A 14,302-nucleotide genomic window follows, 5' to 3' on the forward strand; every position below is an offset into this window, starting at 1 on the left:
CCCCCCCGCTTGAGTTTTGATACAGCTACTGTAATTTGCAACGGATTATTAACCGTCCGTTTTTTTGCTCTGCCTTGCGGCGCCAAGAGAAAATCCGAGCGAGGTGATTGTGCGCGACCCCCATGCGTCCACGAAAGAGGCCGTTGAGCAGCTGATTCCCTTTATGCCTGATATCAGGCGATGCCACACGGTATTTTCTCAACTGGAACGGCAATGGACGTGGATTGCCCTCACGGGCAAGATCAATTGCAACGCCATTGCCGCCACCCTCTTTGATTTCATCTTCAAGACCCGCGATACGTTTGGCCTGCTGCGGCAGGACATGACCAGCATGCTGGGCGAAAAGCTGCTTGAAAAAGCCGTGCGCGAAATGTCGCCTGTGGCCCAGGTGGTCATGGACATCATCAAGCGCAATCTTTATGAGCGCACTGCGGACGTGAGCTTTCTGGCAACAGATGGCGAGATTGTGGGCTTTTTGCAGAGCGGCGCATGCGATGTACCCACGCTGCGCGCCCGGCTTGCTGCCTACCGCTCAAAATACAGCGTGTACCGTGACATCTTGGTGCTTGATCCTCAGGGCGGGGTGTGCGTGCAGCTTGATACCAAAAGGCCTGTGAGCGCCTCAAAAGATCCGCTGGTCAGGCAGACGCTGGCCGCACAGGAATTTGTGGAAACCTTTCGGCCTACAGACCTCTCCCCCGATGGCAGGTCGGCCCTTGTATATTCCCACGCCATCAGGGGCGAAGGTATCGCCGAACCCCTGGGCGTGCTCTGTCTTGTATTCGATATGGACGGAGAAACCGCAGACCTCTTTGCAGGTATGGCCCGCTTTGCGCAGGATATGGTCATCCTGCTGCTGGACGAAAAAGGTCAGGCCTTTGCCAGCAGCGATACGCGGATGGTTCCCATCGGGAGTTCCTTTGCCCTCACCCCGGAGGACAGCTTTACCGTGACCAGTCATGCCAGCAAGGCAACTCTGGCGGTCTCGCGTCCTTCAGAAGGTTATCAGGGCTATGAGGGGCAGGCATGGCAAACCCACGTGTTGCGCAACGCGCAAAGCGCGTTTGCCAGCAAGGCGGCAGAAGGGCTTGATGTTGCCCTTGTGCGGCGGGAGGCGGGATTCTCCGCCCAGTTGACCAGCATTGAAGAACAGGCCGGCGATGTTATGGGCGATCTGACGCTGGCTGCGCTCAACGGGCAGATAATGGCCGCCCGTCAAAGCGGCAATGCGCGGGATGACGAACGCCTCGCCGCCCAGGCCTTGCCGCCCATCCTGGATGCTGTGCGCAAAATGGGCATCGAAATGGAGCATGAGTTCCATTATTTCACCGATGGCCTGCTAAAAACGGTCACGGCCTCGCGTTTGAACGATGCCTCCTTTCTGGCCTCCATCACCGTGGAAATAATGGACCGCAATTTGTATGAGCGCGCCAACGATTGCCGCTGGTGGGCGCTGACCCCGGATTTTCGCCGTATCCTTGCGCAGCCGTCCGTCAGCAGGGGCGACCTCTCACGCCTTGAGGATATTCTGGAGTACATCAACAGCTATTACACGGTGTACTCAAACCTGTTTCTCTACGATGCGCGCGGAACCGTTGTGGCCTGTTCGCAGGCCGGGGAGCGCAGTCTTTACGGGCAGCAGATAGGCGAGGAGTATGTGCGCCGTACCTTGTCGCTCAAGGATTCGGACGATTTTTCCGTCTCGCCCTTTCGCGCCACTGAACTGTATCACCCCAAGGGCGCAGCGCAACCAACCTATGTGTACAGCGCTCCCGTGTTTGCACCACAGGGGGGGCAGGCCGTTGGTGGCATAGGCATTGTTTTCGATTCCCTGCCGCAGTTTGCGGGCATGCTGGGCGATACCCTGCCCAAGAATGGGGATGGCGAAGTGATCACCGGGGCAGCAAGCTTTTTTGCCGAGGCGGGCGGAACCCTTGTGGCCGCCAGCGAAGCCCACATGCACCCTGGCGAAAACCGTGAGCTGCGGCCCCAGTGGCTGGCTCTAGGACAGGGCGAATGCACCTCGCAGCTCGAATCTGTGGATGGTGTGCTGTATGCCGTGGGTTGCGCGCGCTCGCGCGGCTACCGCGAATACAAGCGCGATGGGCGCTACGCCAACGATGTGCTCTGCGTTGTGCGGCTGCCCATTTAGAGCAGTAATTCATCCATTCGTAAGCTGAGCTAAAAGTTTTTTCTGCCAGCCCGAAGCCAGAATTGCAAAAGCCCTCTGCCGCTCAAATGTCGAGCGGCAGAGGGCTTTGTGAGTAGTTGAACTCTGGAGCGCAGGTCAGGCTATGTGCTGTACCTTGCCCCGGCAGGTGATGGCGGGGCCGTCAAGGGAACTCATGGCATCCAGCAGCAGAGTGCGGTAGGTGCCTGTGCCGCCGCCCACGGCCCCCATATTTTCTGCGGCGATCTCCCCGGCCACGCCCATGGAGCACATGGCGCACAGGCAGGCCTGCGGCAGCTCGGCCGGGGCAGCGCCCACGCAGCAGCCCACCACGGCGGCTGTCATACAGCCTGCGCCGGTGATGCGCGTCATGAGCGGGTCGCCATTGCTGACGGCCCAGGCCCCTTTTGAGTGGGCCACAATGTCTATGCGCCCGCTGATGATGATAACCGCACCAGTGGCGGCGCACATGTCCATGGCCATGCGGGCCGAGGCGGCAAGGTTGTCTTCTGAAACCAGCGTGCCTTCATCTGCGTCAACGCCGCGCGCCGTGGCTTTATCGCCCGCCAGAAAACGGATTTCAGAACTGTTGCCCTTGATGGCGGCAAAGCGCACCTCCTGCATCAGGGCGCGCAGCGTTTCGTTGCGCAGGCTGGACGCGCCCGCGCCCACAGGGTCGAGCACAACAGGAATGTTCAGGGCATTGGCGCGTTTGCCCGCTGCAAGCATGGATGCCGCCGTTCGGGTATTGAGGGTGCCAATATTGAGAACCAGAGCCGAACTGAGGCCCACAATCTGCTCCACTTCCGCCGCATCATCAGCCATGATGGGCGATCCCCCCGCAGCCAGAATGATATTTGCGCAGTCATTGACTGTCACATAGTTTGTAATGCTGTGCACCACGGGGCTTTGGCGGCGCACCATGTCGAGAATTTCCCCAAAGCATTCCATGCTCTGTCTCCCCCGGCCAGACCGGAAGCAATAGTAAAAAAAGCGCAGGGTAGAACGCGCTCAGACACCGCAGATGCCCACAGAAACGCAGTTCGTCCTAGGGCTTGATATAGGCGAAGCCTTCGCGTTGCAGGCGCACAATTTCCACAAGCCCGGCGGGCACAACATCGCAGCCGGGCCAGATGCCAGCATGATCGATCTTGTTGTCGGCCAGCGCGTTGGCGCACAGCAGGATGCGCAGGCCCTGATCCTGCAAGGGGGCCGCAATGGCTCGGAATTCTTCATTGCCCTTGACGAACTGGGTGACGGCTGGGCCGTTGGCTACAACCACAAGCTGAAAGCGTTCTTGGGGCAGGGCTTTGATATAGTTGGCTGCATTACGAAGAACAAGACGCAGGATGTCGGGGTCCTTGCTGTCCATGTGCAGGCAGAGATCGTAATTCATACTTCTTCCTGTTGTTATGCGTTGCGCAGGCTGCAAGGCCTGTTGCATCAATCCTAGCCAAGCGGCAGTTTTTTGCAAGCAACAGTTGCGAATGGTTCTTGATTCATGCGGCGGGGCAACGTATGATTCGACATGATCTCCACCCTTGGCGCACTACCCCCCCAGAGGGCGACCAGCCTTTCCGTACTGCGAGCCTTCGCAGTCTTGGTGTTGCTGCTGTGCGCCGGGGGCTGCGGCTTGCTGGCCAGAGCGCCCGCAGAAGAACCGCAGCCAGCGCCGCCGGGGCTGGAAACGGCCTGGCAGGGTAAGCCCGTGCCGTACAAGGTGCGTATCAAGGTGCAGGACGGCCCTGATTCTCTGGCAGGGCAAATGAAGGCCTCAAGCCAGCTTGTGCAGCTTGCCAAGGAACAGCCAGACAGCCTGCTGGCTCTTGAAAGGCGCGCCAGAGCCGACACCGCCAGCGCGCAAAGCCTGCTGCACTCCCAAGGCTATTATGACGGCCTTGCTTCCGTTCAAATAGACAAGGACGCCTCACCCGTTGTTGTTGACCTTGTCCTTTCGCCGGGCAAGCGTTACAGCCTGGGCCGCGCCGATGTGTATTACGACCCGGAGCCCGACATCCCGCAGTTTTTCCGCAATCGGCAGCGCGAGGTGGGCTTTTGGGGGCTGCAAACGGAACCCGTGCCCCCGCCGTCCTTCCCCACAGTTTTGCCGGGAGTCGCCATTGGCAAGCCCATTGCCGCCGATGACCTGCTCGCGGCGGTGGATGCCCTGCCAGAATCCTTGCGGCGGCAGGGCTATCCCCTGGCCGCTGTGGCGGATACCAGCTACACCCTTGACCGCGAGGCCCGCAAACTCAATGCCGATATCCTGGTGCGGCCCGGTCCTCCGGCGCTCATGGGCCGTATCGAAGTGCGCGGAGCAAAGGAAGTGAACGCCGAATACGTGCAGCGGCTCGCGCCCTGGAATGTGGGCGAGGAACCGTGGGATTCGGACATGGTGGAAGACTACGCCAACAAGCTGCGCGGTCTGGGCTTGTTCCGCTCCGTGCAGGTCAAACCTCTGGAAGAAAATCTCGCCTGGGGCGCGGGGCGCGAAAGCGCCTCCGTGCTGCCGCTGGAAGTGACCGTGGCGGAAGCGCCCTTCCATTCGGTGGGGGCCAGTGCCCGGTACGATACGGATACGGGCCTTGGTGTGGAAGGCATGTGGGAAAACCGCAATGTCTTTGGGAATGGTGAAAAACTCACGCTTTCAGCTCCGCTGGCTACGGAAACGCAAGGCCTCAAGGCGGTGTTTGAAAAGCCCGCCTTTATGGCCAGGGAGCAGAAACTGCTCGTCACCGGCTCCACCCTGCGGGAAGATACCAGCGCCTACGAAAAAATTGCGGGCAGCGGCTCCGGCGACATCGAGCGGCGGCTTTCTCGCCAGTGGTGGGGCAGCGCGGGCCTTGGGGGCGAAAGCGGCTCCATCAAGGATAACGAGCAGGACCCCAAGGGCTACGGATTTTTTGGGCCACGGGTGGGGCTGCGGCGCGACACGCGCAACAATATCCTCAATCCTTCCGACGGGTCGGAGCTGGCGGTCAAGGTCAAGCCCTACACGGGCTTTTACGGCGAATCGTTCAACGTCATGACAGGGGTTGTTTCTGCCAGCGGCTATTACGCCCCCTTCCGCAAGGACGGCCTGCCGGATGACAAGCTTGTGCTGGCGGGCAGGGTCGAGGCCGGGGGGCTTGCGGGTGCCGGGCTGCGCACCATTCCGGCCAGTTTGCGCTATTACACGGGCGGGGCTGGCTCTGTGCGGGGCTATGCCTATCAGTCGCTCGGTCCCCGCGACCACAAGGACGAACCGCTGGGCGGGCGTTCCTATCAGGTGGTAAATCTTGAGGCGCGCTATAAAATTACCGAGGATGTGGGCATTGTGCCTTTTCTGGATGGCGGCATGGTCTACAGGGACGAGCTGCCGCGCATCATCGGCGACATGAACTGGGGCGCTGGCCTTGGCCTGCGGTACTATACGCCCATCGGCCCTGTGCGGCTGGATGTGGGTTTTCCCTTGCAGCCCATTGACGGCGATCCCCCGGTGCAGATTTACGTCAGCATAGGACAGTCTTTCTGATGGATCAGGAACACAGCGCGGCCCCGCCGTCTTCCTCTCCTTCCGCATCTGCCGCTCTGGGCGGCAAGGCTGCCTCCAATGCGGGCCAGCCCGGCCACAGAAAACCCTCTGGCGGCGGTAGTGGTTCCTTTCGCAAGTGGCTGCGCCGTGCAGGCTGGGCGCTGGGCCTGTGCGTGCTGCTGTGCGTAATTGCCCTTGCCGCAACCCTCGCGGCCTTGCGCAGCGAATCCGTGCAGGGCTGGCTGACGGAAAAAATCAATACGGCTATGGAAGCCGCGCCGGGATCCGGTACGCCGCCTGCTGGCGTGCGGGCGCGCATTACCCATCTTTCCGGCTCCTTGCCTTTTGAATTTTCTCTTGGCCTGGAACTGTTCGATGGTGACGGTCTGTGGATGCGTCTGCCGGACTGCCGCGCGCAATGGGATTGGCGCGCCCTGCCTTCGGTCGTGCGCATTGCTTCCGTATATGTAAATGACGCGCAACTGTTGCGCCTGCCCATACTGCCGGACGCGCCCGTTCCTGCGCCTGCGCCGCCCCTGACTGAGGCTGCCTTGCGCGCCATGCTGGGTGATGCGCTACGCATGCTTGGCGGTTTGCCCGGCTGGTTGCCGCAGGTGCATCTTGGCGGGCTGAACATCCTCAATGCCCATTTGCCTCAAGCTTTGCTGGGTGGGGAGGCTCCTGCCGCTGCCCGGAATGAAACTGCGCCAACCCCAAAGGTTGCCGCGCCAGATGCGGAAAAAAGTGCGCCTCCTACCGCAGAGGGCCAGCCAGCGACACCCGGCGCGACATTGCCCGGAGTGCGCCCTGAGCTGCATCCCGAAGCGCAGGGCGGAGGGAGAAATAAAACTTCCGCCGATGTACTTCTTGAAGCCAGCCTGCGGGTGGAGGGTGGAATACAGGGGGCGAAAGCCTTCTTGCTGCTCAGAATAGCCTGCGCGGAAGATAGCCCTTTGTACGTTGGTGGGGCGGCAATCCACGGGGTTGACTCAACAGCCAAAGTGATTCTCACCCCCTCCCACGTGGGCGAAGTTCTTGGCCTTGATGCCACAGCCGAGCTTTCCTCGATATTGCGCAGGGCTTCTGACGCTTCCACTGCTTCTCCTGCAAGTTCTTCTTCCGTAGAAATCTCTTCTGCCAGGAATCTGCCCGCCGAATCAGGCGTGCTTGCCGCCCTGCTGCGCGAAGGAACCTATGTACAGGCGCGCCTTGCCGCGCGCGTCACTGCTCCCGTCGCTGGTGGTGGAGCCGCCGGGGTCAGCGCCGCGCTGGAAAGCATCCGGGTGGAAGCCGGGCCTCTGCATCTTGCCGGGCATGCAAAGTGGGACACTGGCGAGGCCGCTTCCTGGTTGGACGGGCCGCTGGATGTGGATATTCAGGCCAACACTGGCGGGAAAGCTGATTCGGAAAAAGACGCTGCTGAAAAGACCGCACCTGCATCAGCTGCCGCTCCTTTCACAAACAGTACCTTGCTGCCGGAACTCGCCCAGTTGCGCATCACGGCAAAGGGGCCGCTGCAAACTCCAGATATGCAGATAGCGCTGGATTGCCCCGCGTGGAACGTGGGCGGGCATGCCCTGGCGGATATTTCCCTGAAACTGGAATCCACGCCGCTCAACTGGGGGCGGGTGCTGCTTGGCGCTTTCAAGCAGACAAGTGCAACCCCGGCAGAAGTCGGGCTGACAGACCCCGGACAAAAAGATGCGGCGCAGGCAGCGGAACTGACAGTAAAAGTGCAGGCCTCCGCCGTAGTGGATAGCCATCCACAGCGCCTTGGCGCAACGCTTTTTGCCCTGAACGACAGTGAAGACGGGCATGGTCTTTTGCGCGCTGGCCTGCGTGACCTTCAATGCCAGTTGCTGGGCGTGGCTGGTTCTGGCCATGTGAGTGCGGCCTTGCCCCTGCCGCCGCTGGTGGGCGGTATGCCCCGCGTGAACGGCAAGGTGGACGTGCGCGTGGCGGACTGGCAGGCGTTGTCCGCCATGTTGCCTGGGGCGCGGCTGGACGGAGACGCCGCGCTCTCCCTTGAACTGGCTTCGCTGCGGGTGGAACCTGCGGTGCCCGCAGCTGCTCAAAGTTCGTCAGGCCAGGATTTATCAGGCAAAAATTCTCAAGCCCAGAAAACGCAGGCTCCGGCCTCGCAGGCCGCGTACTCACAGCAGGCAACGCTTCGCTGGCGAGTGCCTCGGATGGCTTACCGGGCAGGCAAAGACCCGGCGGTGGAAATCCAGGGCCTGGAGGGCGAGGCGGTTCTGACCGATACCCTCGGCAAGGGCCTGCTTGCCGTCCGGCTTGACCTCGCCGGGGTACGCAGCGGGACTATCCGCCTTGGTGCCAAGCTGCGCGCCCAGGGTTCCATATTTGGGCCATTGGAAGCCAGCCTCGAAACAAGTGGATTTGCCGCAACGCGTTGCGCCGTGCGTTGGCAGCCCGGCCTGCTTGAACTGCGCCGCCTTGATCTTGACCTGCCCGCGCAAAAGCTGGGCCTGCGCGCGGCGGCAGGGGCCACAATGCGCTACGGCGCGGGCGATCTGGAGGTCAACGGTCTTGATGTAACCATGAAGCCTTCCGGCAGGTTGCGGGCGCAGGCCGCCCTTGGGCCGGAAAAGCTTGATCTGCGCCTTACGTTGGAGCGTCTTTCGCTCGCGCCCTGGCGTGTGCTGATTCCGGCCTTGCCCAAGGGCGAGCTTGAGGCCAGCGCACGGCTTACCGGCACTCCGGCTCAACCCGGCGGGGATCTGCGCGTGGACGTGCGCGGCCTTGTGGTGCCGGGGGCGGCGCTCAAACCCATGAATCTTGCGCTTACCGGCAAGCTGGAGCGGGACAGTGCTGGCAGCGGCGCTCTGGCCCTGCGCCTTGTGCCGGATCAGGCCACGGTGGTGGCTCTGGGCGGTACGGAATGCCGGGTAGAAGCCCGTTTGCCCCTTCTTTTCGGGCCGGACGGATTGCCGAGCCCGAACATGCAGGGGCCGCTCCGCGCGGCAGTGCACTGGAATGGAGCCGTGGCCCCCCTGTGGAGCCTTATGCCCGTGGCTGACCAGCGGCTTGCGGGGCGGCTTGCGCTTTCGCTTGATGTGGGCGGCAGCCTTGAGGCCCCGACCCCCAAGGGTTTTGTGCGCATGGACGACACCCGTTACGAAAATTTGCAGTACGGTGTGCTGCTCACGGGCATCAACCTACGGCTTGATCTTGAAGAAGGCCGTGGCGGCGCATTGGGGCTTGCCCGTCTGAACCTTGGCGCAGCTGATGGGCAGGGCGGTACAGCGCGCATCACCGGGCAGGCCAGGCTTGACGGCAGCATGCTTGATTTCAAGGCCGTGGTTGACCATCTGCGCCCCTTGCGACGCCGCGACATCCGCGTGGAACTTTCGGCGCAGACTTCCGTGGCTGGCAGCGCCGCAGCGCCCCAAGTACGGGGAACCGTCACCGTGAATCAGGGGCTTGTGCTGCTCAATAACCTTGATGTGGGCACCAGCATCACCACCCTGCCCATCAGCAAGGTTTCGCCCGCCTGGGCCAGAGCAGGGCATGAACCGCCCACACCTGCCGTGCCGCAGGGCAAAAAGACCGCATCCCCCGCAGCCGTCGGCCCAGCCCCAACTGCTCCCGCTTCTGGCGGCAGTGCGGGCCTGCTGGACTTGCGCATTGTCATCCCGGGGCGCTTTGTCGTGGAAGGGTTTGGACTCAAGAGCGAGTGGAAGGCAGACATGCATGTAGGCGGTACGCCCGCCGAACCTCTGATCTCCGGCCAGCTCAGCGCTGTAAAAGGCAGTCTTGATATTCTGGGCAAAAATTTCAAGCTGGCGCGGGGCGCTGTGACCTTTGGCGGCGGGGCTGTGTCCAACCCCCTGCTGGACATCATGCTCACCAGTCAGACCCCTGCACTCATGGCCAATATCAGCATTGTGGGCACGGTGCGCAAAATGCAGCTGATCCTGAGCAGCGACCCTGAAATGCCGCGCGATGAAATTCTGGCCCAGATACTTTTTGGCAAAAGTGCCAGCGAGCTTGGGAGGTTTGAAAATCTGCGTCTGGCCGCCGCCGTGGCGCAGCTGGCCGGATTTGGGTCGGGCAGCGGAGGCGGTGGTGTGCTGGATTCTGCACGTCAGGTGCTGGGCGTTGATGTGCTGCGCTTCAATTCCAGCGCTTCCGGCACAAACGGGACGGGCCAGTCGGGCCAAGGCGGCGACGGCATGGCGGCGGGCAGCTCGGTGGAAATGGGCAAGTACCTCACGGAAGATATCTATGTGGGCGTGCAGCAGGGAGCCAAACAGGGCACAACCGCCTTTGTGATTCAGCTGGAGCTGACCCCGAAGGCCAATCTTGAACTGCGCACCGAGCAGCAGAGTACCAAGGGCGGCCTGACCTGGAAGTATAATTATTGATGCCGCTCATCTTGGCGGGCGGTGCGGGTTGTGATAACATACGAAAATAGTGTTATTAGGCAGCTCCACTGCTCACGTACCTGTTTGCGCGGTTTCCCGCCTGCGGGATGTGGCGGGTGGGCAAGCATACATGATGTGTCAGGCAGCAGGCCTGCAGCCTGACTGGACGCTGCCGCCTATCTGGGGCAGACTGCGGACAGCCGCTTGCAGGCGGCAAGGCATAACGACAGTAAAGGAAATGTAGTATGGGCAAGATCATAGCCATTTGCACCAGTCAGAAAAAAGGCACGGCCAAAAAGGCCGTGGATCAGGCGAATATTATAGAAAATCACGGCATTGAGGGCGACGCTCACGCGGGCAACTGGCTCCGTCAGGTCAGCCTGCTTTCGTGGCAGGCCATCGAGGCCTTCAAGGCCCGGGGCGCTCTGGTCGCCAACGGCTGTTTTGGAGAAAATCTGATAGTGGACGGTATTGATTTTGCCGCTCTGCCGGTGGGAACCCGTATTGCGTGTGATGACGTGCTGCTGGAAGTTACGCAGATCGGCAAGGAATGTCACAGCCATTGCCAGATATTCCACACCATGGGCGAATGCATCATGCCCACCCAGGGCGTATTTGCCAAGGTGTTGCACGGCGGCGTTGTGCGCACGGGCGACATGATGGAAGTATTGGATCCCTCTGCCGGGGAAGCTGCGCCTGCATAACACGTTCAGGTCGGGAGACATATGGAAACGCTTAAGATGTTGCTGCGCACGGCGCTGTTTCTCGGCGGGGTAACAGTGGTTTTTGTGGCCTATACTGTTTGCGTGGCGCTGGTCGAAAGACATTTTTCGCCCAAGTACGCCAAGGGGCATGAGCAGTCACCCTCGGCGGTGGCTTCTGCCGCGCCCGACCGCGAGGCTCGCGTCCGCGCTCTGCTCGACAGCGGCCAGTTGGTCAAGGAGCAGTTTACCCTTGAAGTGCAAAGCCATGTGCCGCCCCTGCGTGTCGACCGCACTGCAGGTCTGCTGGCCGGGGTTGCTCATCAGAATGTTCGATGAGCGGCGTTGTCGAAAAGGCTCTTTCGCAGACATTGCGCATCCGGCAGGCAACAGCCTGCGACCATGCGCCCTTGGCGGATTTGTGGCGGCGCAGCGTGGAGGCCACCCACCATTTTTTGCCTTCCGGCGAGGTGGAACGCCTGTTTCATGATGTGCACAACACCTATCTGCCGGGCGTGGAAATCCTATGGGTGGCGGAGCTTGCGCCTTGCGGGCAGGCTGCACCCGCGCAACACGCTACGGGCAGCCCATTGGCGGGCTTTATTGGCTGCAACGGCGCGCAGGTGGAAATGCTCTTTGTTGAGCCGCGCTGCTTCCGTCACGGCGTGGGCAGGGCGCTTCTGGAGCACGTGCGGGCCTTGCACTCCCGGCTGACGCTGGATGTGAACGAACAGAATCCGCAGGCTCTGGCTTTTTATGAGCGGCAGGGTTTCAAGGTGGTGGGGCGGTCGGCTCTGGACGGGCAGGGCAATCCCTACCCCCTGTTGCACATGGAGTGGCAGGGCGAACCAGCCTGACATCTTTCGGCGCACGGTTCTGCCCTGCGCCAATTTTTTTGCTACACATAAAAATAGATGCTGTGCAGCAGGTATTCCACCTTATGCCGCTCGGCCAGGGTCAGCAGCAGACGCTTGACGCGGGGCAGGGCGGCAAGGCCGTTTTGCAGTTCAGCCATGCCCGCCAGAGCGCGCTTTTTTTCTGCGGGCGCGGCCAGCTTGTCCACATAGCCCCACACATGCTCGGCGGCATTGCGCGCCTGCGGGCCGCAAAGTTCCTTTTCCATCGCCTGCTCCACCAGTGCATAAAAAGCCTTGGCATCGGGCGTCTCCGCCTTGAGCAGGGCGCGTATGGCCGTGTAGGCTGCCTGATCTCTCTCCAGCACAAGATACTTGTATCTGGCCCACTGGGCCGTAAGCTCCTGCCGCGTCAGCCCAGGATTGGTGAGTTGGATGCACTTTTCGGCTGAAAGGTTTTTGTCCTTCACCTCCAGCATCACATCCACCTCACGCTGCCCCAGAGACTGATGAAATTTCATAAAATCCCGCATGGCAATGGTGCGCGAGTGCATGCCCGCTTTGCCGCCAGCAAGCTGCTGGCTGTAATGCAGCTTGGGGCGGCCATGCTGCGGGTTCCAGCTCTCCATGGCGCGATCAAGCCAGTACGCCAGATTTCCCTTTGCCGGGGAGTTCAGGGAATGGTGAAAAACGTCAAAGATGGCGGGCAGGCCGCATTTATCGCAGATACACAGAGCATCTTCAATAGTAAATGTGCGCTCATCGTTTTCAAGCGAGATGCGGGCCAGAACGTGCGGCGGCAGGGCCAGCAGATTTTTTGCCAGCCGCACGAGGGCGGATGCCCTGTCGCCATAGCCCCCGCCAAGGTGCAAGACGATGCGGGCGCTGCCGTCCGCCCCCAGCGCGTCAAGAAAGTCGGCATGGAATACAAGGTCAGCAAAGGCGTGCTCCACCACCTCTTGCCGGGGGGAGTTCAGCACCGTGTACTGACCGGGATGCATGGAAACCCGGATATCGGTTTGCTTCAGCACGGCGCGCAGCCCTTCCAGTTCGTCTTGCAAGCATGCGCGCCAGTCAAATGTGTTTTGCGGGTGCGAAGCCAGTGGGATGATGTCCGAGCTTATGCGCATCAAGGGGATGCGCGCCGAGGCGCAGTAGCGCAACATGGTTTCCAGCGCGCGCAGATTGTGTCGGCACACGGTGAGCATGTTTTCGGGCGTGGCCCGGGCAAGGGTAAGAGCGCTCAGGTCAGCGCCGGGTACCCCGATGGTCTTGCAGGCAAATCCATAACGTATCATGGGCATACTGTAGCGGATTTGCGCCAAACCACAATGGGGATTGGGAGACAGTGGCAACAGCGCCAGTTTGCATCAGGTAAGGCTCCTTAACGTTTTGCTTACACAGCGAGGGGTATTTGTGAATATTATGATGCTGCTGGCGCAGGGCATGGCAGCAACACTCTGGGGTTCAGGAGCGGCGGTGATCGCCAGATACAACAGGAAGACGCAATGATCGGTATTGGCTCAGATTTGTCGGTGGCTTTGGCCGCGCGTCAACGTGCGCAGGGACGGAAGCCTTTTTTTGCCCTATGCCTTTTTTGCGGGATGCTGCTGAGCGTGCTGTGCGGCCCAGCCTGGAGCGCGGACGCTCAGAATGTGGTGCAGAAAAAACTCTCCACATCACCCGAGCGCCTTTTTGTGCAATGGCAAACCGCCAAGCAGGGCGCACTGCGCGCTCTGGTGGATGTGCCCGCACAGCCAAGGGCCGCCGTGATCCTTTTTGCGGGCGACAACGGCTGCCTGGGGCTGACGGAAAATGGGGATCAGACAAGCCTCCAGGGGAATTTCCTCGCCCGCTCCAGAGAACTTTTTGCCAGGGAGGGACTGGTAGCGGTGCTGCTGGATGTGCCGACAGGCATAGGCAACCAGAGCGCCAACAGTTACCGCACAAGCGCGGAGCAGGCTCAGGACGCCGCTATGGTCATGGAATTTGTGCGCAAACAGTGGCATGTGCCCGTGGTGCTGGTGGGAACCAGCAGGGGCACAATATCCGCGGCCAACACAGCCGCGCGGCTGGAGCACGGTAATGCCGATGCCCTGGTGGTCAGCTCCACCGTTACGCAGAACAGCAAAAAGAATTCCGGCACCATCTATAATGCGGATCTGGGTCGCATATCCATCCCTGTTCTCATTCTGCACAATGAGCAGGATGCCTGTAAGGTCAGCCCGTATTCCGGCGTGGCGGGTTTGCAGCGCGCCTTTAAAAACGCGCCCCGCAAGGATGTGATCGCCCTTTCGCACGGTGACGCCATTGCCGATGCTTGCCAGGGCATGTCTGCACACGGCTTTTTGGGTATAGAAGGACAAGCGGTTTCTGCCATCAGCACCTGGATTTATAAAAATACGCCTGCTGCGCAAAAATAGTTTCTGTCGCTTTTTCTCCCGTGCAGTGGCGGGATATGCCCGCGCCCACCTCACGCTCCCGAGCCCGCCCATGTGCTGGCTCGGTTTTTTGTCTGCTCCAGTTGTCACATAGTCAGAATAAGATGATTTTTGTCATTTTATTCTGACAAATCCTAAGCCCCTGACTTCCAGAAGATCACAAACTACCGCTAATCACACAAATTTTCAAAATAGGGTTTTTGGCACCTCTTTTGCTTTTTGTGGTGAAATTCACAA

At 60.7% G+C, this 14,302-nt stretch carries 10 protein-coding genes; 7 read left to right on the forward strand and 3 right to left on the reverse strand.

The genetic code is table 11. The annotated features are described in order from the left end of the window. Positions 1-109: 109 nt before the first annotated feature. Positions 110-2,152 carry a cache domain-containing protein gene (locus JMF94_RS12450; RefSeq protein WP_240825445.1) on the forward strand — a complete coding sequence of 681 codons (2,043 nt, stop codon included), beginning with the start codon at positions 110-112 and terminating at the stop codon, positions 2,150-2,152. Between the two features lie 135 nt (positions 2,153-2,287). On the opposite strand, the gene thiM is transcribed toward JMF94_RS12450, so the two are convergent. Both thiM and JMF94_RS12460 read right to left on the reverse strand, forming a co-directional pair. Continuing rightward, positions 2,288-3,121 carry a hydroxyethylthiazole kinase gene (gene thiM / locus JMF94_RS12455; protein ID WP_240825446.1) on the reverse strand — a complete coding sequence of 278 codons (834 nt, stop codon included), beginning with the start codon at positions 3,119-3,121 and terminating at the stop codon, positions 2,288-2,290. A gap of 97 nt (positions 3,122-3,218) precedes the next feature. Continuing rightward, positions 3,219-3,566 (reverse strand): DsrE family protein, encoded by a 348-nt coding sequence (locus tag JMF94_RS12460; protein ID WP_240825447.1) that lies wholly within the window; start codon positions 3,564-3,566, stop codon positions 3,219-3,221. A 132-nt stretch (positions 3,567-3,698) separates the two neighbouring features. Between JMF94_RS12460 and JMF94_RS12465 the strand changes: the two genes are divergently transcribed. From JMF94_RS12465 to JMF94_RS12485, 5 genes are all read left to right on the forward strand, one after another. Beyond that, complete coding sequence (locus JMF94_RS12465) at positions 3,699-5,684, forward strand: BamA/TamA family outer membrane protein (RefSeq protein WP_240825448.1); 1,986 nt, start codon at positions 3,699-3,701, stop codon at positions 5,682-5,684. Continuing rightward, on the forward strand, positions 5,684-10,069 hold the full coding sequence (locus JMF94_RS12470) for a translocation/assembly module TamB domain-containing protein (RefSeq protein WP_240825449.1): 4,386 nt from the start codon (positions 5,684-5,686) through the stop codon (positions 10,067-10,069). Before JMF94_RS12465 ends, JMF94_RS12470 begins: the two co-directional genes overlap by 1 nt. A 245-nt stretch (positions 10,070-10,314) precedes the next feature. Then, a complete protein-coding gene (locus tag JMF94_RS12475; protein ID WP_240825450.1) occupies positions 10,315-10,773 on the forward strand; it encodes an MOSC domain-containing protein in 459 nt (152 codons plus the stop codon). Positions 10,774-10,794: 21 nt separating this feature from the next. Continuing rightward, positions 10,795-11,109, forward strand: a complete 315-nt coding sequence (locus JMF94_RS12480) for a hypothetical protein (RefSeq protein ID WP_240825451.1) — start codon at positions 10,795-10,797, stop codon at positions 11,107-11,109. Then, a complete protein-coding gene (locus tag JMF94_RS12485) occupies positions 11,106-11,627 on the forward strand; it encodes a GNAT family N-acetyltransferase (protein WP_240825452.1) in 522 nt (173 codons plus the stop codon). Before JMF94_RS12480 ends, JMF94_RS12485 begins: the two co-directional genes overlap by 4 nt. Before the next feature lie 41 nt (positions 11,628-11,668). On the opposite strand, the gene uvsE is transcribed toward JMF94_RS12485, so the two are convergent. Continuing rightward, positions 11,669-12,922: a UV DNA damage repair endonuclease UvsE gene (gene uvsE / locus JMF94_RS12490; RefSeq protein WP_240825454.1), complete on the reverse strand. Its 1,254-nt coding sequence runs from the start codon at positions 12,920-12,922 to the stop codon at positions 11,669-11,671. 306 nt (positions 12,923-13,228) lie between these two features. Between uvsE and JMF94_RS12495 the strand changes: the two genes are divergently transcribed. Next, the gene (locus tag JMF94_RS12495; protein WP_240825456.1) at positions 13,229-14,047 is read left to right on the forward strand and encodes a hypothetical protein; all 819 of its coding nucleotides are present in this window, start codon (positions 13,229-13,231) and stop codon (positions 14,045-14,047) included. Positions 14,048-14,302 lie beyond the last annotated feature (255 nt).

It is taken from the genome of Desulfovibrio sp. UIB00 (assembly GCF_022508225.1).
In the GTDB taxonomy this organism is placed as follows: Bacteria; Desulfobacterota; Desulfovibrionia; order Desulfovibrionales; family Desulfovibrionaceae; genus Desulfovibrio.